Annotated in this window: 25 protein-coding genes and 1 pseudogene; 2 read left to right on the forward strand and 24 right to left on the reverse strand. The window is 42.0% G+C overall.

Features of this window, described 5'->3' with window-relative positions:
• Window positions 1-392: 392 nt before the first annotated feature.
• The gene (gene pdaB / locus WA279_RS19805; RefSeq protein WP_336156422.1) at window positions 393-1,157 is read left to right on the forward strand and encodes a polysaccharide deacetylase family sporulation protein PdaB; all 765 of its coding nucleotides are present in this window, start codon (window positions 393-395) and stop codon (window positions 1,155-1,157) included.
• Here pdaB and kbaA read toward each other — a convergent pair whose 3' ends face one another.
• Window positions 1,158-1,754 carry a KinB-signaling pathway activation protein gene (gene kbaA, locus WA279_RS19810; RefSeq protein WP_004399693.1) on the reverse strand — a complete coding sequence of 199 codons (597 nt, stop codon included), beginning with the start codon at window positions 1,752-1,754 and terminating at the stop codon, window positions 1,158-1,160.
• A gap of 108 nt (window positions 1,755-1,862) precedes the next feature.
• Here kbaA and gerD point away from each other — a divergent pair, with 108 nt between their 5' ends.
• A complete protein-coding gene (gene gerD / locus WA279_RS19815) occupies window positions 1,863-2,420 on the forward strand; it encodes a spore germination lipoprotein GerD (protein ID WP_003235126.1) in 558 nt (185 codons plus the stop codon).
• Between the two features lie 35 nt (window positions 2,421-2,455).
• Here the strand turns inward: gerD and salA are convergent, their stop codons facing one another.
• From salA to rpsE, 23 genes and pseudogenes are all read right to left on the reverse strand, one after another.
• The gene (salA, locus tag WA279_RS19820) at window positions 2,456-3,514 is read right to left on the reverse strand and encodes an iron-sulfur carrier protein/transcriptional regulator SalA (RefSeq protein WP_003235124.1); all 1,059 of its coding nucleotides are present in this window, start codon (window positions 3,512-3,514) and stop codon (window positions 2,456-2,458) included.
• A 95-nt stretch (window positions 3,515-3,609) separates the two neighbouring features.
• The gene (cwlD, locus tag WA279_RS19825; RefSeq protein ID WP_015252979.1) at window positions 3,610-4,323 is read right to left on the reverse strand and encodes an N-acetylmuramoyl-L-alanine amidase CwlD; all 714 of its coding nucleotides are present in this window, start codon (window positions 4,321-4,323) and stop codon (window positions 3,610-3,612) included.
• A 59-nt stretch (window positions 4,324-4,382) separates the two neighbouring features.
• Entirely contained in the window at window positions 4,383-4,826 is a 444-nt protein-coding gene (locus WA279_RS19830; protein WP_003235118.1) for a YbaK family protein, read from the reverse strand.
• Window positions 4,827-5,011: 185 nt separating this feature from the next.
• Entirely contained in the window at window positions 5,012-5,779 is a 768-nt protein-coding gene (locus tag WA279_RS19835; protein ID WP_336156425.1) for a class I SAM-dependent methyltransferase, read from the reverse strand.
• A gap of 463 nt (window positions 5,780-6,242) precedes the next feature.
• Window positions 6,243-6,635, reverse strand: coding sequence for a 30S ribosomal protein S9 (rpsI, locus tag WA279_RS19840; RefSeq protein ID WP_004399691.1), 393 nt, complete (start codon window positions 6,633-6,635; stop codon window positions 6,243-6,245).
• A gap of 20 nt (window positions 6,636-6,655) precedes the next feature.
• Window positions 6,656-7,093 carry a 50S ribosomal protein L13 gene (rplM, locus tag WA279_RS19845; RefSeq protein ID WP_003241966.1) on the reverse strand — a complete coding sequence of 146 codons (438 nt, stop codon included), beginning with the start codon at window positions 7,091-7,093 and terminating at the stop codon, window positions 6,656-6,658.
• Window positions 7,094-7,254: 161 nt separating this feature from the next.
• Complete coding sequence (gene truA, locus WA279_RS19850; RefSeq protein WP_004399657.1) at window positions 7,255-7,998, reverse strand: tRNA pseudouridine(38-40) synthase TruA; 744 nt, start codon at window positions 7,996-7,998, stop codon at window positions 7,255-7,257.
• A gap of 9 nt (window positions 7,999-8,007) precedes the next feature.
• The gene (locus WA279_RS19855) at window positions 8,008-8,805 is read right to left on the reverse strand and encodes an energy-coupling factor transporter transmembrane component T family protein (protein WP_336156426.1); all 798 of its coding nucleotides are present in this window, start codon (window positions 8,803-8,805) and stop codon (window positions 8,008-8,010) included.
• Window positions 8,802-9,671: an energy-coupling factor ABC transporter ATP-binding protein gene (locus tag WA279_RS19860; RefSeq protein WP_031600082.1), complete on the reverse strand. Its 870-nt coding sequence runs from the start codon at window positions 9,669-9,671 to the stop codon at window positions 8,802-8,804. Before WA279_RS19860 ends, WA279_RS19855 begins: the two co-directional genes overlap by 4 nt.
• A complete protein-coding gene (locus WA279_RS19865) occupies window positions 9,647-10,492 on the reverse strand; it encodes an energy-coupling factor ABC transporter ATP-binding protein (protein ID WP_336156429.1) in 846 nt (281 codons plus the stop codon). The genes WA279_RS19860 and WA279_RS19865 overlap by 25 nt, the downstream gene beginning before the upstream one ends.
• A gap of 127 nt (window positions 10,493-10,619) precedes the next feature.
• Complete coding sequence (gene rplQ, locus WA279_RS19870; RefSeq protein WP_003225836.1) at window positions 10,620-10,982, reverse strand: 50S ribosomal protein L17; 363 nt, start codon at window positions 10,980-10,982, stop codon at window positions 10,620-10,622.
• Window positions 10,983-11,059: 77 nt separating this feature from the next.
• The gene (locus WA279_RS19875; protein WP_003225835.1) at window positions 11,060-12,004 is read right to left on the reverse strand and encodes a DNA-directed RNA polymerase subunit alpha; all 945 of its coding nucleotides are present in this window, start codon (window positions 12,002-12,004) and stop codon (window positions 11,060-11,062) included.
• A 176-nt stretch (window positions 12,005-12,180) separates the two neighbouring features.
• On the reverse strand, window positions 12,181-12,576 hold the full coding sequence (gene rpsK / locus WA279_RS19880; protein ID WP_009966385.1) for a 30S ribosomal protein S11: 396 nt from the start codon (window positions 12,574-12,576) through the stop codon (window positions 12,181-12,183).
• 20 nt (window positions 12,577-12,596) lie between these two features.
• Window positions 12,597-12,962 (reverse strand): 30S ribosomal protein S13, encoded by a 366-nt coding sequence (rpsM, locus tag WA279_RS19885; RefSeq protein WP_003235095.1) that lies wholly within the window; start codon window positions 12,960-12,962, stop codon window positions 12,597-12,599.
• Between the two features lie 22 nt (window positions 12,963-12,984).
• Window positions 12,985-13,098: a 50S ribosomal protein L36 gene (rpmJ, locus tag WA279_RS19890; RefSeq protein ID WP_003156543.1), complete on the reverse strand. Its 114-nt coding sequence runs from the start codon at window positions 13,096-13,098 to the stop codon at window positions 12,985-12,987.
• Window positions 13,099-13,131: 33 nt separating this feature from the next.
• Entirely contained in the window at window positions 13,132-13,350 is a 219-nt protein-coding gene (infA, locus tag WA279_RS19895; protein ID WP_003156508.1) for a translation initiation factor IF-1, read from the reverse strand.
• Window positions 13,328-13,602: pseudogene (locus WA279_RS19900) on the reverse strand (ribosome-binding protein ybzG). The gene infA and the pseudogene WA279_RS19900 overlap by 23 nt, the downstream one beginning before the upstream one ends.
• Window positions 13,603-13,661: 59 nt before the next feature.
• Window positions 13,662-14,408 (reverse strand): type I methionyl aminopeptidase, encoded by a 747-nt coding sequence (gene map / locus WA279_RS19905; RefSeq protein WP_336156430.1) that lies wholly within the window; start codon window positions 14,406-14,408, stop codon window positions 13,662-13,664.
• Entirely contained in the window at window positions 14,405-15,058 is a 654-nt protein-coding gene (locus tag WA279_RS19910; RefSeq protein ID WP_003241987.1) for an adenylate kinase, read from the reverse strand. Before WA279_RS19910 ends, map begins: the two co-directional genes overlap by 4 nt.
• Before the next feature lie 54 nt (window positions 15,059-15,112).
• Window positions 15,113-16,408 (reverse strand): preprotein translocase subunit SecY, encoded by a 1,296-nt coding sequence (gene secY, locus WA279_RS19915; RefSeq protein WP_004399662.1) that lies wholly within the window; start codon window positions 16,406-16,408, stop codon window positions 15,113-15,115.
• Window position 16,409: 1 nt separating this feature from the next.
• The gene (rplO, locus tag WA279_RS19920; RefSeq protein WP_003225819.1) at window positions 16,410-16,850 is read right to left on the reverse strand and encodes a 50S ribosomal protein L15; all 441 of its coding nucleotides are present in this window, start codon (window positions 16,848-16,850) and stop codon (window positions 16,410-16,412) included.
• A 30-nt stretch (window positions 16,851-16,880) separates the two neighbouring features.
• Window positions 16,881-17,060, reverse strand: coding sequence for a 50S ribosomal protein L30 (gene rpmD, locus WA279_RS19925; RefSeq protein ID WP_003156497.1), 180 nt, complete (start codon window positions 17,058-17,060; stop codon window positions 16,881-16,883).
• A 13-nt stretch (window positions 17,061-17,073) separates the two neighbouring features.
• Window positions 17,074-17,574 (reverse strand): 30S ribosomal protein S5, encoded by a 501-nt coding sequence (gene rpsE / locus WA279_RS19930; protein ID WP_003328273.1) that lies wholly within the window; start codon window positions 17,572-17,574, stop codon window positions 17,074-17,076.
• Window positions 17,575-17,584 lie beyond the last annotated feature (10 nt).

Raw genomic sequence — 17,584 nt, forward strand, 5'->3', positions numbered from 1 at the left:
CGCCAGCGTTCGTCCTGAGCCAGGATCAAACTCTCCGATAAAGTAGTTTGACTGACTACGCACATCGCTGTGCGATTTTTAAAAACTGAATTAACAGGTACGTTTTGTCTTGTTTAGTTTTCAAAGATCATTACCGCCGCTTAACGAAGCAGCTTTATTACTATAACATTTAGCTTCTTTTAAGTCAACAACTTTTTTCAAAGTACTTAATGAAGCTTTTAGTTGATGTCAGCTGTTTATCAGCGACGAATAATAATATATCACGGATATTATCAAAAGGTCAACACCCAATTTAAGCTGTATGTGAAGAGACATTTTATCGGTTATATTCAATTATCCATGCTCATAAGATGTAAAACAAGAATGATGGACAAGATAAGGAGGCATCATCAGTGAATCACTTCTATGTGTGGCACATTAAACGGGTGAAACAATTAATTATTATACTTATCGCTGCATTTGCAGCTGCCAGCTTTTTTTATATCCAAAGAGCTGTCCCGCTTCCCGTGTTTTCAACTGACACCGGACCTAAAGCCATTTATAAAGGAGAAACAGACTCTAAAGATATTTCACTTACTTTCGATATCAGCTGGGGTGATGAGAGAGCAGAACCGATACTTAATACTCTGAAAGCAAACGGGATTAAAAATGCAACGTTTTTTCTTTCCGCTTCTTGGGCAGAACGCCATCCCGACACAGTGGCCCGTATCGTAAAGGACGGACATCAAATCGGGAGCATGGGCTACGCTTATAAAAACTATGCCAACTTAGAGAGCAGCGAAATAAAAAAGGACATGAACCGTGCGCAAACAGCCTTTGAAAAGTTAGGGATCAAAGACATACAGCTATTAAGACCCCCTACCGGCCAATTCAATAAGAATGTTCTAAAGGTCGCAAAGCAATACAATTATACAGTCGTTCATTACAGTGTGAACTCTCAAGACTGGACAAATCCCGGAGTTGAAAAAATCATCGACAATGTGACCAAGCAAGTTTCCGGTGGAGACATTATTCTTTTACATGCCTCCGATTCGGCAAAACAAACAGAAGAAGCATTGCCTGATATCATCCATCGGCTGAAAGAAAAAGGATTAAAAAATGTAACCGTGGGTGATCTCATCGCAAATTCTGATGCCAAATCCGCAGAGGTAAAGTAATTACTTTGCTGCAAACTTCGGCAACATCAGCAATTGGAAGGCATTACATGCCATTAACGGAAAAAGCATTAAATAAAGCCAGTCCTCATCATTTACCCTTAATGCAGGGAACCATTCTAATGCGGTAATCACAACCATCAAAAACAACGATGACACAAATGTTTTCTTAGAGGACTGCTTTTGCTTTATATAAGCTGTAATCACTCCAAAGATCAATAAAAACACCGGTAACCACGCATACCCAGCCAGCGATTCTCCGCTCTCTCCAAAAAATAAAAAACGCACGTACATTAAATCAAAAGCAACAAACAGGATGAAAAACAACTGCAGCAAATTCCACAAAGAGGAGGACCTTAATATCTCAAGCGCAAACCGATGAACTGTTAAAAACACGAAAAAACCCATTTGGCTGATCACACTGAAAATCATGCCTACACCGATAAACCAAAATAAAACAGAGAAAATCTGTCCCGCTTCAAATGTTAGAAACAGCCCTCTATATTCTCCCCATTTTAAAGCAAAACCCACAATACTCGTGATAAGCGCTCCGACAGCTAAAATAGAAAAGAAAAAACGAACTAAACCACGGCTTTTCATTTCTTATTCATCCCCTCAAAAATCGCGAACAGCGATATTTTGTTATGTATAATTCCAAACAGATGAATCATATTAAAAGTAAGACAAGTATGTGAAAGGAGCTTAAGCATGTCAAAAGCCAAAACGCTATTGATGAGCTGTTTTTTGTTATTATCTGTAACAGCTTGCGCTCCAAAAGACCAAGCAGCGGATATGGACTATGATCAGACCAAAAAAATGGTTGTTGATATATTAAAAACTGATGATGGAAAGAAAGCTATTAAGGAATTATTAAATGATGATGCCATGAATGAAGCGCTGGTGATTGACCAAGATGCAATTAAAGGAACAATAGAAAAAACACTCACATCTAAAAAAGGTGAAGAATTTTGGAAAAACATCTTTGAAGACACTGATTTTGCTGAGGGCTTTGCCAAAACTCTTCAAACAGAGCATGAAAAAGTGATTAAAAAGCTGATGAAGGATCCAGATTACCAGAAGATGCTGATGAGCGTGATGCAGGATCCCGGCATGGATAAAAAGTACAGCCAGCTGGCAAAAAGCCAAGAATTCCGCAGTTATTTAGAAGAGGTTATTAACGAAACACTTTCTAGTCCGCTTTACAAAAAACAGTTCGAAGATGAACTGAAAAAAGCAGCAAAAGACACAGCCAAAGAAAGTGAATAAAGGGAAAGCCGGGATCTGGAATCCCGGTTCACCTTTTATACCTGCACTGACATTTTTGCATCTATTTTTTTTGCGATGTCCTGATATATTTCTCCGATTGGATGATTTTCGTCATAAACAGACGGAGCAAATTGGTCCTTATCCCAATCGGGCTGTTTCAATGGGATTCTGCCGAGTAAAGGCACGTTTAGTTCCTCAGCCAGTTTATCTCCTCCGCCTTTTCCAAACACATATTCTCTTTCCCCTGTCTTTGCACTTTCATAATAAGCCATGTTCTCTATGACACCCACGACCTCATGATCGGTTTTAATCGCCATAGAGCCCGCTCTGGCCGCGACAAAAGCAGCTGTTGGATGTGGCGTAGATACGATAATTTCTTTGCAGCTCGGAAGCATTGTATGTACATCGAGAGCAACGTCCCCTGTACCAGGCGGAAGATCAAGAACGATATAGTCTACTTCTCCCCACTCTACTTCGTGGAAAAAGTTATTCAGCATTTTGCCAAGCATCGGCCCTCTCCATACGACCGGAGCATTTTCTTCTACGAAAAAGCCCATTGACATGACCTTTACTCCAAAGCGTTCAACAGGAAGAAGTTTCTCTCCTTCAATTGTTGGACGCACAGTGATACCCATCATGTCCGGCACACTGAACCCATAAATATCCGCATCAATTAAACCAACCTTTTTCCCTAGACGAGCCAGAGAAATAGCTAGGTTTACTGACACAGTTGACTTGCCTACGCCGCCTTTTCCACTTGCTACAGCAAGAAAGACTGGCGGGTTATCCATATTTAATAATGTTTTTTTCTCAGCTGACGGCGCTCGGAATTTAGCAACCGTTTCTTCAGGCAGCTCTTCAAATCGAAGGCCGACTGTCTCAGCTCCTGCCCCTTTTAATACGTTTACGATCTCTTGCTGAATCTGCATTTGTTCTGCAGTTCCTGTTTTTGCAAGAGCGACTTTTACACTGATATGCCGTTTTTCAGGCTTTATTTTAATTTCCTTAACGGCATCCAATTCTCCCAGAGGTCTTTGAAGAAAAGGTTCGCGCATTTCTCCGACTAATTTTCTTACTTCATCTTCTCTTATCATCGAACCTCACCCTTTTGTGTATTCGTTTACAATTATTATTATATCATACATAAATGGCGGGTGTCTTATGCTTAGAACCACAAGAAAACCCTCCATTACTCCGGAGGGTCTCCTTTTTCTGTGAAATATCGCAAAATGCCTTTATATATGGAAGATGCCACCTTGTCTTGATATTTCGGTTTACCGAGCAGCGTTGCTTCGTTTGGATTGGATAAAAATCCGACTTCTATAAGCGCCCCCGGTTTGGTGACGTTTTGCATTAAGTAGATACCATGAATCCGCTTTGCTTTCCGGGTTGTGTTTTCCAGATTTCTTCTCAGCTCATCCTGGATGTATTTTGCGACTTTCTCATTTTCCGCATATTTCCCGTAATAAAAGCTTTGGGCTCCGCTCCATTTTTGTGACGGAATCGCATTAAGATGAATGCTGATATAGAGCTCCGCCTCTGAATGGTTTATTAATTTGACTCGTTGTCTTAGATCCTCAGCTTTTCGTCGGCTATAGCCTTTTGTTCCTTCTGGAGCGAGATCAGTATCACTTTCTCTGGTCATGATAACAAGCGCTCCTTGTTCTTGAAGATAATCCCTGACTCTAAAGGCCACTTCCAGGGTAACATCCTTCTCTAACAGCTTTCCGCCGACTGCTCCGCCGTCAGGCCCGCCATGACCTGGATCTAGATAAATGATTTTACCGCTCAAGGGCAGGCTCCACGGCTTCCAAGAGTCGTTATTGCTGAACTGATATTTGAACAGAAATAGTAATACGATGAAGCCTAGCAAAAAACTGAGCCATTTAAGCTTTTTCCTCATCCCTTCCCCTCCCGCTTGTCCGTTATTACATAACTATGGGACAGGGCCGGGAAATATGATTATCGCATGCGAAGCTTACACTGTTTTTCTCTTTGAACAAACCCCGCTGTCCACCAATCTTTAATGAACTTGCGAGCCGCTTCATAAACTGTGTTTTTATCAAATGTTGCGTATTGCTCGTGTATCCAATTATAGAGATAATCAAAAAACTCCATACGTAGCTCTTCTTCTTCTCTTGCAGAGCGGGCACTGATACTTTGCATGGATTCTCCGTAATAGCCGAATATCCCAAAACGCCCGCCTAACAAATAAGCTTCAATCGCAAAATCAATACAGCCTTCAGTAATAATATCTCGTTCATCATGTAAAAATGGAAATAATGGTTCCAAACAATCCTTAACAGACTGGATAATTTGTCTCAGAGAGAGTTCTTTGAGCAAGTTCTTTTCTAATTCAAAATCCTTTTGGCGTTTCACATCCATAAAAGACAGTACTTCTGCCATATAAATTCACTCTCCTTTTATCGATTATTTTGAGGTTTGGATAATGAAACAATGCCCGAATTCGGTTGGAAATTCGCCCAAATGAAGGTGTAAAATCGATAAAAAATCAACTTTCTGCAGGGTAGGGAACAAACGTTCTGTAATTAGTTATGAAAAAAGCAGCCCCTCTAACAGGTCGCTGCTTTTCATACTTTCACGCTTCTTGTTGCAGAATATGTATGGATATATTGGTCTAATACAAACCCGCCTTTATCTTCATAAAAACCAGTAACGATAAAACCGGCATCAATTTGGCCTTTGATTTGGTCTTCTAAGGAATGGCCGAATTCCAGAGCCTCATTATTTTCGATCAGTTTTTTCACTTTATGTTTCGGAAGATCTTCTGGGTCAGCGTATGGAATGGAGTGTTTTACTTTTAAAACACCTTGCTGTTCTAATTCTGTATCAAACAGAAATACAACAGGATTGACAAAACCCGAGATTAGAACACCGTTCCTTTTCAACACACGGTGCGCTTCCTTCCATACCGGGAGGACATTCTCAACAAAAACATTGGCAACAGGATGTACAATGACATCAAATGATTCATCATCAAATACACTTAAATCGTCCATGCTTCCTTTGACAGTGTGTATCGTGAGACCATCTCGCTCAGCAATCATTCTATCCTGATTCAGCTGTTTTTCTGAGTTATCTAATACAGTGACATCCGCGCCTGCGGCTGCCAAAACTGGACCCTGCTGGCCGCCGCCTGATGCTAAACAGAGTACTTTCAGACCTTTGACAGGCGGAAACCAATCCTTCGGTACATCTTTCATTGGTGTTACCCTTATATCCCAATTGCCTTTTTTTGCTTGTTCGATAACCTGCTGCTCAACAGCAACAGTCCATTCATTGCCTGCTTCTACTTTTTTATCCCAGGCTTTGCTATTATGAGCTACTAACGCATTCATGAATCTTCTCCTTACTTTAATGTATAGAGTATAACAAATATTTCTAGATTGATATCGCTTTCCCTTTGCATATTTAGAAAAAAGTTCATAAAAACGCAAAAAAATCACAAAGGAGATATGTGATTTATATCATCAGATTTACACTTACTTTGTTACATAATGCCATTAGCAATGAGAGCCCTTGTTTCTCCGGGTTAAGAATCAGCAGCGAACTTTAACGGATGAGATACAGTGGTTAGATGGAGCTGGGCTGATCACATAACGATAATAAACATTGACCGAACTTCCAATTAAATAAAAATGAAAGCTATCATGATTATTATAGTGAGACCGTTTATAAACAAACAATTTGCTTAACCCCGTTAAGCGTCCATTCAGTGTTATTTTTATGCGGAGCTGGCCACGGTATATTAAAAGAAAAAAGCTCCCAACCCAAGGTCGAGAGCTTTTTGAAAACGTAAAATTAACGTTTTGAGAACTGAGGTGCACGACGAGCGCCTTTAAGACCGTATTTTTTACGTTCTTTCATACGAGCGTCACGAGTCAGAAGACCTGCACGTTTAAGAGTTGTACGGTATTCTGGATCTGCTTCAAGCAAAGCACGAGCGATACCGTGACGGATTGCTCCAGCTTGACCAGATAAGCCGCCTCCATGTACGTTTACTAAAACATCATAAGTGCCAGCTGTTTCAGTCAAAGTTAATGGTTGTTTGATATCTTCGATTAAAGCTGCAGATGGGATGTGTTCGCTGATTTCACGATTATTAACGACGATACGGCCTTCTCCTGGAACTAAACGCACACGCGCTACAGAGCTTTTACGACGGCCAGTACCGTAATATTGAACCTGTGCCAAATTGGTAACCTCCTTTTTAATTAACCGCGAAGTTCGTAAACTTCAGGTTTTTGTGCTTCGTGTGGATGCTCAGAACCACGGTATACGTTCAATTTTTTGAACATTTGACGACCTAGAGAACCTTTTGGAAGCATGCCTTTGATAGCAAGCTCAAGCATTTTCTCAGGGTAGTTTGTACGCATTTCAAGAGCAGTTCTTGATTTTAATCCGCCTGGATGTTGAGTGTGACGGTAGTAGATTTTGTCAGTTAACTTTTTACCAGTTAACTCGATTTTTTCAGCGTTGATGATGATCACATGATCTCCAGTATCAACGTGTGGTGTGTAAGTTGGTTTGTGTTTTCCGCGAAGGATAGCTGCAACTTCTGAAGAAAGACGACCTAAAGTCTTGCCAGCAGCATCAACAACTAACCACTTGCGTTCAATAGTACTTGCGTTAGCCATAGGTGTTGTACGCATTGAATTTCCCTCCTAAATGATCTGTCATTTTCAATAAACTTCGATTACGTTCTATTTCACAACACAATAAGTTCCGGGGCTTATCGTGGGGTTGAAATACATACCATATGATATCTTATAACTTTATGCAGACTCTGTCAAGAAAATATTATACACCTGGTTTAGTTGTCATAGTAAACGTTCCATAAATATAGCCCGTGTCCCGGCGCTGTGCGCCCTGCCGCTTCGCGATCCTTCGCTTCCAGCATGGATTTCACCTCATCGGGAGAAATTTTTCCAATACCTGCATCAAGCAAAGTACCCGCAATAATTCTGACCATATTATATAAGAAACCGCTGCCTGTGATCCGCATTTGCAGGCCATCAGCCGTCTCAGTCCAATCAAGTTCGTAAATCGTTCTTACCTTGTCCTGCACTTCTGTTTTAGCCGCGCAAAAGCTCGTAAAATCATGTGTCCCTATAAGATGCTTTGCCGCTTCTCTCATGTCCTGCACATTAAGGCGATATGAAAAATGGTAAGCGTAATGCCGTTTAAATACGTCCGGGTGTTTCTCCGTGTATACAAAGTAGCGATATTCTTTTTTGACTGCGCTAAATCGTGCATGGAACCCATCATCCGCAATTTCTGCCTGTTTGACTGCGATATCGTCCGGAAGCAGTGCATTTAAGGCATATGGCCATCTCTCAGCCGGGATAGACAGCGGAGTGTCAAAATGAATCACCTGTCCGGCTGCGTGAACCCCGCTGTCTGTTCTTCCAGACGAAACGACCGGAATTCTGTCTTTTGACTTATGCAGGACAGCCAAAGCCTTCTCCAGTTCATCCTGAACCGTTCTTTTGCCCGGCTGAACCTGATAACCATTAAACAAATGTCCGTCATAAGAAATCGTGCATTTCAGTCTCATACAGCACCTCTAAGCCCTTAAGAAAAATAACAAAGCAGCTAATATAATTAAGCTGACAATGACAGAAGTGTCTTTTCCTGTCCATACAAGCTTTCTATATTTCGTACGTCCTTCTCCGCCTTGATAGCCTCTTGCTTCCATTGCCACCGCAAGCTCTTCGGCGCGTTTAAATGCGCTGACGAAGAGCGGGACAAGAAGCGGGACAATAGCCTTCACTCTTTCTTTGACAGGCCCGCTTGTAAAATCAACGCCTCGCGCCATCTGAGCCTTCATGATCTTATCTGTCTCCTCCATCAGTGTCGGAATAAACCGTAAAGAAATTGACATCATAAGAGCCAGCTCATGAACAGGAAGCTTTAATTTTTTCAATGGGTTCAGCAGCTGCTCCATTCCATCGGTAATCTCAATCGGTGTGGTCGTAAGCGTTAATAAGGTTGTGATTAAAATCAAATAGACGAATCTAAGAGAAATGAATATCCCCTGAATCAGACCGCCCTCATAGACTTTGAAAAAACCTATTTGAAAGATAATCGGTCCTTCATGTGTCATAAGGATGTGAAGAAGGAACGTAAAAAGGACAATCCAGATGATTGGCTTCAGCCCTTTCATTAAAAAAGAGAAAGGAACTCTTGTTAAAGAAACGACGCCAATTGTAAATAAACCAAGCAACGCATATGTCTGAACATTATTGGCTAAGAATACAATGCAGACAAATAAAAAGATCGTGATCAGTTTTGTTCTGGGGTCAAGCCGGTGCACAAGTGAAGTCCCCGGTACATACTTGCCGATAATCATGCTGTCCATCATAAAGTCTTCTCCCCCTGAAAAAGAGCACGGATTTCAGCAGCGGCATCTTCGATTGTGAGCATAGGCTCATTAAATCTCACACCCAGTACAGCTTCAAGGTGTCTTTGGAATTTTATTGTTTCAGGAAGATCCAGCCCCCAGCCGGCCATCTCTTCACCCTTTAAAAACAGATCACGCGGACTGCCTGATGCTTGTATCGTTCCTTTATGCATAACAATCATTTCATCAGCGTATGCAGCTGCATCCTCCATGCTGTGTGTCACAAGGATCGTCGTCAGGTTCCCACGTTGATGAAGCTCATAAAACATGTCCATAATCTCTTTTCGACCTCTTGGGTCCAATCCTGCAGTCGGTTCATCCAGAACAAGCACTTCAGGGTCCATTGCAAGTACGCCGGCAATTGCAACTCTGCGCATTTGTCCCCCGCTTAATTCAAAGGGTGACCTGTCCAAAAGCTCTTCTGATAAACCTACAAGCTGCAGCATCTCTCTCGCTTTTTGTTCAGCATCTTCTTTTTTAACACCAAAGTTCATCGGTCCGAATGAAATATCTTTAAGAACTGTTTCTTCGAATAATTGATGCTCAGGAAATTGGAAAACGATTCCGACTTTTTTACGAAGTTTTTTCAGATCTTTATTCTTTTTCCCTGCCTGAATGACAGTGCTGCCTAGTGATATCTGTCCCTTCGTCGGCTTCAGGAGACCATTTAGGTGCTGAAGAAGAGTGGACTTGCCAGAGCCTGTATGCCCGATAACGGCTACGTAGCTTCCTTCTTTAATCGATGCATTGATATCATACAGTGCTAGGCGCTCAAACGGCGTCTTCATCTGATAACGATGCTCTACATCTTTGATTGTAATGTCCACAGCTCTTTCACCAGCCCTTCCTGAGTCAAATGGTTTTCTTCCAAAGCCAGTCCATTTTCTCTTAAAAGCTGGCTAAGCTGGAATGAGAAGGGTAAATCAAGCCCAATTAGAACAAGTTCTTTATTCAATTTAAAAATCTCTTCAGGCGGCCCTTCAGCATATTTTTTACCGCCATTCATGACAATGATCCTGTCTGCTTTTGCTGCCTCATTCAGATCATGTGTAATGGATATGACAGTCGCCATGCCCTGCTCTTTTAAATGTCTTACCGTTTCAAGCACTTCTTCTCGCCCGATCGGATCAAGCATGGATGTTGCTTCATCTAAGATAATAATATCAGGACGTGCGGCAATAACCCCCGCAATCGCAACTCTCTGCTTTTGGCCTCCGGAGAGATGGTGCGGCTCTTGATCGAGAAAATCTTGCATATTCACCTGTTTTACTGCCCAGTCTACTCTCTCAATCATTTCTTCCCGCGGTACACCATTGTTTTCTAAACCAAAAGCCACATCATCGCGAACAGTCGTTCCGACAAATTGGTTATCCGGATTTTGAAAGACCATACCTATCTTCTTACGCACTTCCCAAACAGATTCCTCTGTCAATTGAATCCCGGCAACCTCAATGTCGCCTGATTCAGGAAGAATTAAACCATTCAATGCCCGGGCCAGTGTTGATTTCCCTGAACCGTTATGACCTACGATTGCAAGCCATTCACCCTCATACACCTGCAGGGAGACGCCGTCTAGTGCTCGTCTTTCTGCGTCCTTCCGATATCGAAATACGATATCCTCTACCGATATCAACTGATTTTGATTCATGGAAAACCGGCCTCCTCTCAGCTAATGCTCTGCTTTTCTCTCTATTAAAAGTTGCAGTATCTAAAAAAAGGGCATAGATCCAGTTAGAAACTGTCCCGCCCTTCTTTAGATACACAAAAATATGTGATTAAACCAATTCGATAATTGCCATTGGTGCTCCGTCACCACGGCGAGGACCAAGCTTCATAATACGTGTGTATCCGCCTTGGCGCTCCTCGTAACGAGTTGCAATGTCAGAGAATAATTTTTGAAGTGCATCTTGGTTATTTTCTTCGTTTGCAACCTCGTTGCGGATGTATGCAGCAGCTTGACGGCGAGCGTGAAGATCACCGCGTTTGCCAAGCGTGATCATTTTTTCAACTACAGAGCGAAGTTCTTTCGCACGTGTTTCAGTTGTTTCGATTCTTTCGTTGATGATCAAATCAGTTGTAAGATCACGAAGCATAGCTTTACGCTGTGCACTCGTACGTCCTAGTTTTCTGTATGACATGTGATGTCCCCTCCTTTATTGGAATGCTGTTTCTGAATAATAAACACACGAAAATCCTAGTTCACAAGGGAAACTAGTCAATCGTCTTTGCGAAGTCCGAGTCCAAGTTCTTCTAGTTTCGCTTTCACTTCTTCAAGTGATTTGCGTCCTAGATTTCGAACTTTCATCATATCTTCTTCCGTCTTGTTCGCAAGCTCTTGAACCGTGTTAATACCCGCACGCTTTAAGCAGTTGTAAGAACGAACAGAAAGATCCAATTCTTCAATCGTCATTTCAAGAACTTTCTCTTTTTGATCTTCTTCTTTTTCAACCATGATTTCAGCATGTTGAGCTTCGTCAGTTAAACCAACGAATATATTAAGGTGTTCAGTTAAAATCTTTGAACCAAGCGCAATTGCTTCTTTCGGTCCAGTGCTTCCATCAGTCCAAACATCAAGTGTAAGTTTATCATAGTTTGCAACTTGGCCTACACGAGTGTTCTCTACCTGATAAGATACACGAGAAACTGGCGTATAGATAGAATCGATCGGAATCACGCCGATTGGCTGATCGTCTCTCTTGTTTGCGTCAGCAGGCGTATACCCACGTCCTCTTTGAGCAGTAAGGCGAACTCGGAAACTCGCATTCTCACCAAGAGTCGCGATATGAAGATCAGGATTTAAGATCTCTACATCACTATCGTGTGTAATATCAGCTGCCGTTACAGTTCCTTCACCCTGTACATCAATTTCTAGCGTCTTCTCTTCATCAGAGTAGATTTTCAATGCAAGCTTTTTAATGTGTAAGATAATCGTTGTAACATCTTCCACAACGCCTTCAATTGTCGAGAATTCGTGCAGTACACCATCTATCTGGATTGATGTTACAGCGGCACCAGGGAGTGAGGATAAGAGGATACGACGTAAGGAGTTACCCAGAGTTGTACCATATCCACGCTCAAGTGGCTCTACGACAAACTTACCAAATTTGGCATCGTCGCTGATTTCAACCGTTTCGATTTTTGGTTTTTCAATCTCGATCATTACTTAAAACCCTCCTTCAAAACGTCGAAACCTCGAATAGAATCATATGAGATTCCATCCGAAATTCCCCATTGTTTAGTCCCGTATGTGCTCAGGCAACGAGTCGGTGCATTCGTTTCATAAATAACTGTATCATAACCCATTATTGACAGGGACACAAAATCTATACAAACAAATTACACGCGGCGACGTTTTGGTGGACGGCATCCGTTATGAGGAACAGGAGTTACGTCTCTGATAGCAGTGACTTCTAGTCCAGCAGCTTGAAGTGCACGGATTGCAGCTTCACGGCCTGAACCAGGTCCTTTAACAGTAACCTCTAGAGTTTTAAGACCATGTTCGATTGAACCTTTAGCAGCTGTTTCTGCAGCCATTTGCGCAGCAAAAGGAGTAGATTTACGAGAACCTCTGAATCCTAAAGCTCCGGCACTAGACCAAGAAATAGCATTACCATGAGTGTCAGTGATCGTAACGATCGTGTTATTGAAAGTTGAACGAATATGAGCAATTCCAGACTCAATATTCTTTTTCACGCGACGTTTACGCGTGTTAGATTTACGAGCAGCAGCCATTGTTTAAGAACCTCCCTTACTTATTTTTTCTTGTTAGCTACAGTACGACGCGGACCTTTACGAGTACGCGCGTTGTTTTTAGAGTTTTGTCCGCGAACAGGTAATCCTCTGCGATGACGGATTCCGCGGTAGCTTCCGATTTCGATCAGACGTTTGATATTAAGAGAAACTTCACGGCGAAGGTCACCTTCTACTTTCAGTTTGTCAATAATATCACGGATTTTACCAAGTTCTTCTTCAGTAAGATCGCGCACACGAGTATCTTCTGAAACTCCAGCTTCTTTTAAAACTTGCTGAGCCGTTGTGCGGCCAATTCCGAAGATGTATGTTAAAGAAATAACAACACGTTTGTCACGTGGGATATCTACACCAGCAATACGAGCCATTCTCTGGGCACCTCCTTATAAATTATCCTTGTTTTTGTTTATGCTTTGGATTTTCACAGATCACCATTACTTTTCCTTTTCTGCGAATAACTTTACATTTTTCGCAGATTGGTTTAACTGATGGTCTCACTTTCATGTGTTTCCAACCTCCTTCAGTTTCCGGAGTGCTTTATTTGTAACGGTACGTAATCCTGCCACGAGTTAAGTCATATGGAGATAATTCTACCGTAACTTTGTCTCCAGGTAAAATGCGAATGAAGTGCATGCGGATTTTACCAGATACATGAGCCAAAACAGTGTGGCCATTTTCAAGTTCAACTTTGAACATCGCGTTTGGCAGTGTTTCGACTATAGTACCTTCCACTTCAATTACATCGTCTTTCGCCATTCAAGTGTTCTCCCTTCTTCAAATCAGTAACTTGCTTTCTGACAAATTTCAAAAGAAGTTTGTCACACGCCCTGTTTCGTTTATACTGTTCTGAACTTCCGGAGATACGCAATCATAAAGGGTTAAATGATTGATATTCTTTTTCTTAGGAGAATGAAATGTACGCTTTTCTCCGTCTGCTGTTAGTACATTGATGATGGTTAAAATTCCAACGACAAGCAGCAAGATGAATTCGGTCTTGCCAATGTTCATCCAAGCTTTCTGCCCTATCAAGCTTGAAAAACATCTGTCTTCGGAATTGTTTTCATCATCTAGACTCTCGTCAGTATATCAAAACCCGTTTCCGTAATCGCAATCGTATGTTCAAAATGAGCACACTTTTTCCCATCTACCGTTACAACCGTCCAGTTATCAGCCAATGTTTTCACGTAGCGGCTGCCAGCGTTCACCATAGGTTCAATAGCGAGAACCATGCCAGGTTTAAGCCGTGGTCCTTTGTTGGGCGGACCGTAATGAGGAATTTGCGGGTCCTCATGCAAGTCTTGACCAACACCATGTCCGACATACTCCCTAACAACTGAAAACTGCTCATTTTCGACATACGTTTGTATTGCGTGGGAAATATTCGACAAACGTTCACCTGGTTTTGCTTCCTGCAAGCCTTTATATAAAGACTCCTCTGTCACTTCCAGAAGTTTTTTGTCATCATCGCTGATGCTTCCTACCGGATATGTCCATGCAGAGTCACCATGATAACCATTTAATTTAGCACCGATATCAATACTGATGATGTCACCGTCCTTCAGCACCCTGCTGCCAGGAATGCCGTGAACGAGTTCTTCATTAACTGATACGCAAATGCTCCCGCGAAACCCATTATACCCCTTAAAAGATGGGATTGCACCCTGCTTCTTAATAAAACGTTCGGCAATTTGATCCAATTCTTTTGTCGAGATTCCTGGTTTAATGTGCTTTTTTAACTCTTCATGAGTTAAAGCCACGATTCGCCCTGCTTCCCGCATGATACCAAGTTCACGTGGGGTTTTACAGATAATCATTTTTTTAATCCTCCAAGAAGATCCTTCACATCTGCATAAACGTCTTGAATGTCCTGCTGGCCATTCACGTTTGCAAGATAACCTTTCTCTGAATAGAAATCGAGTAAAGGCTGAGTTTGCTTCATGTTTACCTCAAGCCGTTTAGAGACTGTTTCCTCATTATCATCTGCCCGTTGATAGAGTTCGCCTCCGTCTTTATCACAAATACCCGGCGTTTTCGGCGGATTAAAGACTAAATGATAGGTTGTGCCGCAAACACTGCAAATTCTGCGTCCAGTCAGACGTTCCATCAGAGCGTCTTTGTCGACTTCAATGTTAATGACATAATCAATCGGCTTGCCGTATTCCTCAAGAATTTCTTCAAGAGCTTCGGCTTGAGCGACTGTTCGCGGAAATCCGTCCAGAAGAAAACCTCTTTCGCAATCATCTTTGCCAAGTCTCTCTTTTACAATTCCGATTGTGACTTCGTCAGGTACGAGCTCTCCCTTATCAATATAAGATTTTGCTTCGAGTCCGAGTGGTGTTTCTTCTTTCATAGCAGCACGGAACATATCTCCTGTTGAGATATGAGGAATCCCATAATCCTCAACAATTCGTTCGCCCTGTGTGCCTTTACCGGCACCAGGAAGCCCCATTAAGACTAAGTTCATTCGGATTTCCCCCGTCCTCTCTTTATTAAGAGGGAATGGATAAATCCATTTCCTCTAGTTTTTCATAAATCCACGGTAGTTTCGTTTCACCAACTGGCTTTCTAGTTGTTTCATTGTCTCCAAGGCTACCCCGACAACAATTAACAAAGATGTTCCGCCAATTTGTGCACTTTGAGGCAATCCAGCGAACTGAATGAAAAAGATAGGAAGAATGGAAATCACGGCTAAGAATATAGAACCCACAAACGTAAGTCGATACAAAATGCTCGTAATTCTATCTTGAGTCATTTTCCCTGGACGAACCCCCGGGATATAGCCACCCTGTTTTTTAAGGTTATCAGCCATTTGTTCAGGGTTTACCTGTACAAAAGCATAAAAGTACGTAAAGGCAATAATCAACGCAACATATATCGCCATACCCACCGGATGCGTATTATCAAAGTTGTTTTGAATCCACTTTGTCACATCGTTTGTTCCAAAGAATGACGCGATCGTCCGCGGCGTTATCAAAAACGCAACCGCAAAGATTACCGGAATAACCCCTGCAGGATTCACTTTCAATGGAAGGTGTGTAGACTGACCTCCGCCAGCAGGTGAACGACCTGTGCCTTTAGCATATTGAATCGCAATTTTCCGTACGGCTTGCTGAATGAAAATAACTCCAACAATAACTGCTAAAATCGCAATCACAAGAAGTGCGACTTTCACAATATGAATAAACAACTGATCGTTGCTGCCGACAAATTGAGTCTCATATATTTGCCCAATTGTTTTTGGAATACTAGACACAATCCCCGCGAAGATAATGATCGATATTCCGTTGCCTACTCCATGAGAAGTAATTTGTTCCCCAAGCCACATTAAAAAGGCAGTTCCGCCAGTGAGCACTAAAGCAATGATAAGATATGTCGATACACCGGATTTTTCGATCAGCATACCGTTTGCCAGATTGTTGAATCCATATGACATACCTAACGCTTGGATGAAACCAAGCACAATCGTAAAGTACCTTGTGAACTGAGCTAATTTACGACGGCCAACTTCACCTTGCTTAGACCACTCGGTAAACTTCGGTACAACATCCATCTGAAGCAGCTGAATGATGATCGAAGCCGTGATATAAGGAGTAATTCCCATTGCGAAAATGGAAAATTGGTAAAGCGCACCGCCGCCAAATGTATTAAGGAGATCAAAAACACCCATTTGAGACTGCGCCTGTAACGCTTCAGCGTTAACGTAAGGCACAGGAATAAACGCACCTATGCGAAAGACGATAAGCATGAGTAAAGTGAATATGATTTTATTCCTGATATCACTCACACGCATAAAGTTGGAGATTGTTTTAAACAAGTTAGATCACCTCAGCTGTACCGCCAGCAGCTTCAACAGCTTCTTTCGCAGAAGCAGAGAATTTATTGGCTTTTACAGTTAATTTTTTCTCTAATTTACCGTTGCCAAGAATCTTTACTCCTGCATTAAGTTTGCTAATAACACCAGTCTCTAGAAGAAGTTCAGGAGTGACTTCCGTTCCTTCTGCAAAACCGTTCAATTTGTCTAGGTTGACTACAGCGTATTCCTTGCGGTTGATGTTAGTGAAACCGCGTTTAGGAAGACGTTGGAATAAAGGCATTTGTCCCCCCTCGAATCCAGGGCGTACACCGCCGCCAGAACGAGCGTTTTGACCTTTGTGACCTTTACCAGCTGTTTTACCGTTGCCAGAACCAATACCACGACCTACGCGATTACGCGTTTTGCGTGAACCTTCTGAAGGTTTTAATTCATGAAGTTTCATTAGGACACCTCCTTATCCGATCAAATATTTTTATTGTTCTTTAACAGAAACTAAATGAGATACTTTATTAATCATACCACGGATCGCAGCGTTGTCTTCATGAACAACAGTTTGGTTTGTTTTCTTTAAACCAAGTGTTCTTACAGTAACGCGTTGGTCTTCCGGGCGACCGATTACACTTCGTTTGAGGGTAATTTCTAATTTAGCCATTAATGTTCCCTCCTTATCCTAACAGTTCTTCTACAGATTTTCCACGAAGCTTCGCAACGTCTTCAGCACGTTTAAGTTCACTTAAACCTTGAAGTGTTGCACGAATCATGTTGATCGGTGTGTTAGAACCTAAAGACTTAGAAAGGATATCAGCTACACCAGCTAGCTCAAGTACCGCACGTACAGGGCCTCCAGCGATAACTCCAGTACCTTCAGAAGCAGGTTTTAACAAGATGTTACCTGCACCGAAACGTCCGATGATTTCGTGTGGAATTGTAGTTCCAACCATTGGTACTTCAATCAAATTCTTTTTCGCATCTTCAACAGCTTTGCGGATCGCTTCTGGTACTTCTTGTGCTTTACCAGTACCGAATCCTACGTGTCCGTTTTTGTCACCGACAACGACTAGAGCTGCGAAGCGGAAACGACGACCACCTTTAACAACTTTCGCTACGCGGTTAACCGTAACTAAGCGTTCTTCTAACTCTAATTTGCTTGGGTCAATACGACGCATAATCATGTGT

Origin of the sequence: Bacillus sp. 204(2023) (assembly GCF_037027505.1) — a bacterium.
GTDB lineage: Bacteria > Bacillota > Bacilli > Bacillales > Bacillaceae > Bacillus > Bacillus subtilis.

Excerpts from the sequence above, each read along its gene's own strand:
- WA279_RS19910 (WP_003241987.1), bottom strand. The coding sequence starts at position 15,058 with ATGAACTTAGTCTTAATGGGGCTTCCTGGTGCCGGTAAAGGCACACAG.
- rpsM (WP_003235095.1), bottom strand. The coding sequence starts at position 12,962 with ATGGCTCGTATTGCTGGTGTAGATATCCCACGTGACAAACGTGTTGTT.
- rplM (WP_003241966.1), bottom strand. The coding sequence starts at position 7,093 with ATGCGTACAACACCTATGGCTAACGCAAGTACTATTGAACGCAAGTGG.
- rpmJ (WP_003156543.1), bottom strand. The coding sequence starts at position 13,098 with ATGAAAGTGAGACCATCAGTTAAACCAATCTGCGAAAAATGTAAAGTT.
- rplO (WP_003225819.1), bottom strand. The coding sequence starts at position 16,850 with ATGAAACTTCATGAATTAAAACCTTCAGAAGGTTCACGCAAAACGCGT.
- rpsK (WP_009966385.1), bottom strand. The coding sequence starts at position 12,576 with ATGGCTGCTGCTCGTAAATCTAACACGCGTAAACGTCGCGTGAAAAAG.
- kbaA (WP_004399693.1), bottom strand. The coding sequence starts at position 1,754 with ATGAAAAGCCGTGGTTTAGTTCGTTTTTTCTTTTCTATTTTAGCTGTC.
- rplQ (WP_003225836.1), bottom strand. The coding sequence starts at position 10,982 with ATGTCATACAGAAAACTAGGACGTACGAGTGCACAGCGTAAAGCTATG.
- WA279_RS19835 (WP_336156425.1), bottom strand. The coding sequence starts at position 5,779 with ATGAATGCGTTAGTAGCTCATAATAGCAAAGCCTGGGATAAAAAAGTA.
- cwlD (WP_015252979.1), bottom strand. The coding sequence starts at position 4,323 with ATGAGGAAAAAGCTTAAATGGCTCAGTTTTTTGCTAGGCTTCATCGTA.
- WA279_RS19865 (WP_336156429.1), bottom strand. The coding sequence starts at position 10,492 with ATGAATCAAAATCAGTTGATATCGGTAGAGGATATCGTATTTCGATAT.
- salA (WP_003235124.1), bottom strand. The coding sequence starts at position 3,514 with ATGATAAGAGAAGATGAAGTAAGAAAATTAGTCGGAGAAATGCGCGAA.
- WA279_RS19855 (WP_336156426.1), bottom strand. The coding sequence starts at position 8,805 with ATGATGGACAGCATGATTATCGGCAAGTATGTACCGGGGACTTCACTT.
- infA (WP_003156508.1), bottom strand. The coding sequence starts at position 13,350 with ATGGCGAAAGACGATGTAATTGAAGTGGAAGGTACTATAGTCGAAACA.
- rpsE (WP_003328273.1), bottom strand. The coding sequence starts at position 17,574 with ATGCGTCGTATTGACCCAAGCAAATTAGAGTTAGAAGAACGCTTAGTT.
- WA279_RS19875 (WP_003225835.1), bottom strand. The coding sequence starts at position 12,004 with ATGATCGAGATTGAAAAACCAAAAATCGAAACGGTTGAAATCAGCGAC.
- truA (WP_004399657.1), bottom strand. The coding sequence starts at position 7,998 with ATGAGACTGAAATGCACGATTTCTTATGACGGACATTTGTTTAATGGT.
- rpmD (WP_003156497.1), bottom strand. The coding sequence starts at position 17,060 with ATGGCTAAATTAGAAATTACCCTCAAACGAAGTGTAATCGGTCGCCCG.
- map (WP_336156430.1), bottom strand. The coding sequence starts at position 14,408 with ATGATTATCTGTAAAACCCCACGTGAACTTGGTATCATGCGGGAAGCA.
- WA279_RS19830 (WP_003235118.1), bottom strand. The coding sequence starts at position 4,826 with ATGGCAGAAGTACTGTCTTTTATGGATGTGAAACGCCAAAAGGATTTT.
- gerD (WP_003235126.1), top strand. The coding sequence starts at position 1,863 with ATGTCAAAAGCCAAAACGCTATTGATGAGCTGTTTTTTGTTATTATCT.